The organism is uncultured Maritalea sp. (genome assembly GCF_937139385.1).
Taxonomy (GTDB): Bacteria; Pseudomonadota; Alphaproteobacteria; order Rhizobiales; family Devosiaceae; genus Maritalea; species Maritalea porphyrae_A.
This window is the reverse complement of the sequence record NZ_CAKZPW010000397.1, coordinates 1-2,185: the sequence shown is the minus strand read 5'-3', so window position 1 is coordinate 2,185 and position 2,185 is coordinate 1. Positions and strand designations below refer to the sequence as shown.

General features: G+C 50.8%; 2 protein-coding genes and 2 pseudogenes. All 4 read left to right on the top strand.

The window, feature by feature from the left end; translation table 11 throughout:
• Positions 1 to 505 (top strand): annotated as a pseudogene (glyA, locus tag Q0231_RS15795) (serine hydroxymethyltransferase); the annotation flags it as partial.
• 19 nt (positions 506 to 524) lie between these two features.
• Positions 525 to 992: a transcriptional regulator NrdR gene (gene nrdR / locus Q0231_RS15790; protein ID WP_269391988.1), complete on the top strand. Its 468-nt coding sequence runs from the start codon at positions 525 to 527 to the stop codon at positions 990 to 992.
• Positions 993 to 2,018 carry a bifunctional diaminohydroxyphosphoribosylaminopyrimidine deaminase/5-amino-6-(5-phosphoribosylamino)uracil reductase RibD gene (gene ribD, locus Q0231_RS15785; RefSeq protein ID WP_299349060.1) on the top strand — a complete coding sequence of 342 codons (1,026 nt, stop codon included), beginning with the start codon at positions 993 to 995 and terminating at the stop codon, positions 2,016 to 2,018. It begins immediately after the preceding gene.
• A pseudogene (locus tag Q0231_RS15780) lies at positions 2,018 to 2,185 on the top strand (riboflavin synthase); the annotation flags it as partial. The gene ribD and the pseudogene Q0231_RS15780, both read left to right, overlap by 1 nt.

The window sequence follows — 2,185 nt, the reverse complement described above, 5'->3', positions numbered from 1 at the left end:
TTTCCCTGGCATTCAGGGTGGACCATTGATGCATGTTATTGCAGCAAAAGCAGTAGCTTTTGGCGAAGCTTTAACACCTGACTTCAAGCAGTACATCTCAGATGTTGTTGATAATGCCGACGCGTTGGCCAAATCAATCATCAGCGGTGGCTTGGATATCTTCTCCGGTGGAACAGACAACCATTTGATGCTTGTTGACCTTCGCCCCAAAGGCGTAACCGGCAAAGCAACCGAAGCCGCTCTTGAGCGTGCGCACATTACTTGTAATAAAAATGCAATTCCGTTTGATACGGAAAAGCCTTTCATTACGTCTGGTATTCGTGTGGGCACACCGGCAGCAACTTCACGTGGCTTCAACCAAGAAGACTTCACCAAAGTTGGTGAGTTGATTGTTGAAGTGGTTGCTGGTTTGGCTGAAAATGGCGAAGAAGGTAATGCTTCAGTGGAAGCTGGCGTTCGTGAGCAAGTTAAAGTGCTGACAGACGCGCACCCAATCTACGCATAATTTGCCTTAAGGAGGCACCATGCGCTGCCCTTATTGCGGTAACCATGACACGCAGGTAAAGGATTCTCGGCCCACCGAGGATTCTAACGCTATTCGCCGCCGCCGAGTTTGCTCGGCGTGCGGTGGACGCTTCACCACGTTTGAACGTGTGCAGCTGCGCGAATTGATTGTCAGCAAAAAGTCCGGTCGCAAGGTGGCTTTTGATCGGGAAAAACTGAACCGATCCATCAAAACAGCCTTGCGCAAACGCGAAGTTGACGCAGAAGCCGCAGATCGCATGATCTCAGGCGTTGTGCGCCGGCTGGAAAGCATTGGCGATGCTGAAATTACGTCCGAGCAAATTGGTCAGCTGGTAATGGAAGGCCTCAAAGAACTCGACGACGTAGCCTTTGTGCGCTTTGCCTCTGTTTACAAGAATTTTTCCAAAGCGGACGACTTTAAGTCGTTCCTGTCCAAGCTCGACGCGGACAATTCGGACGACGATTAAATGCCAACCTTGGCGGACATCAAATGGATGGACGCAGCCGCGAGGTACGCATCGCGCTTTTTAGGCACCACAGCAGAAAACCCCACCGTTGCCGCACTTATTGTTGATCCTAAAACGGACATACTGGTTTCTCGTGCTGTAACTGCACCCGGTGGTCGCCCGCACGCTGAACCCCAAGCGATTGAAAGTGCAGGCGAAAAATCAGCAGATGCAACGCTCTACGTTACGCTTGAACCCTGTCACCACCACGGTAAAACGCCACCTTGTGTTGACGCAGTGATTGACGCGGGCATCAAGCGTGTTGTTATAGGTCAGTTGGACGCAGACCCACGTACCGCAGGTCAAAGTGTCGAAAAGCTGCGTGCGGCTAAGATTGATGTCATTGTGCTCGTCGACCATCAACCAACAGCGATATTGCACCGCGCGTTCTTTAAGCGCGTTAGAAAAGGCCTCCCTTTTATCACAGCCAAACTCGCCGTATCCAAAGACGGTATGGTTGGACGTATCGGCGAGGGCAATGTTGCCATCACCGGACCAGAGGCAAAGGCTTGGACCCACACTCTGCGTTCACGGGTCGACGGGATTGCAGTAGGTGCAAAGACTGCCATTTTGGACAACCCGTCGCTTAATGTGCGTTTGAGGGGGCTGGAAAGCCGCAGTCCACGACCAATTGTCATTTCGTCTGCAACCTCAGATTTGCCAAGTGGCATGACACTTGGTGCAGACCCACGTTTCGTGAGCGTTTGCAGCAACAAAGACTTGAAAAGCGCCCTCCAATCAATTGCGAATGAAGGCATCAATCATTTGCTGGTGGAGGGTGGCCCTAAGTTGCTAAATGAACTGCTCGATGCCGGACTGATCGATGAGTTTTACCTATTGGAAAGCAAAATTGAGATTGGGGCAGGCGGCTTGCCTGCTGTTCAAGGCTCAAATATTGGCGACAAGCTGGCATCGCTGGGCTTTTTAGACTATGGAACCAGCAAACTTGGCGCAGATCGCGTTACACACTTTCAAAGGAACGATTAGTGTTCACAGGAATTGTTTCAGACGTTGCAAACATCATTTCAGTTGAAGAGCGGGCTGATGGTCGCAAAATGCGCATTGGCACGTCTTACAACACCGATGATTTCGACCTTGGGGCATCAATTGCCCACAACGGCATCTGTTTAACCGTAACCGCAAAAGAAAATAGT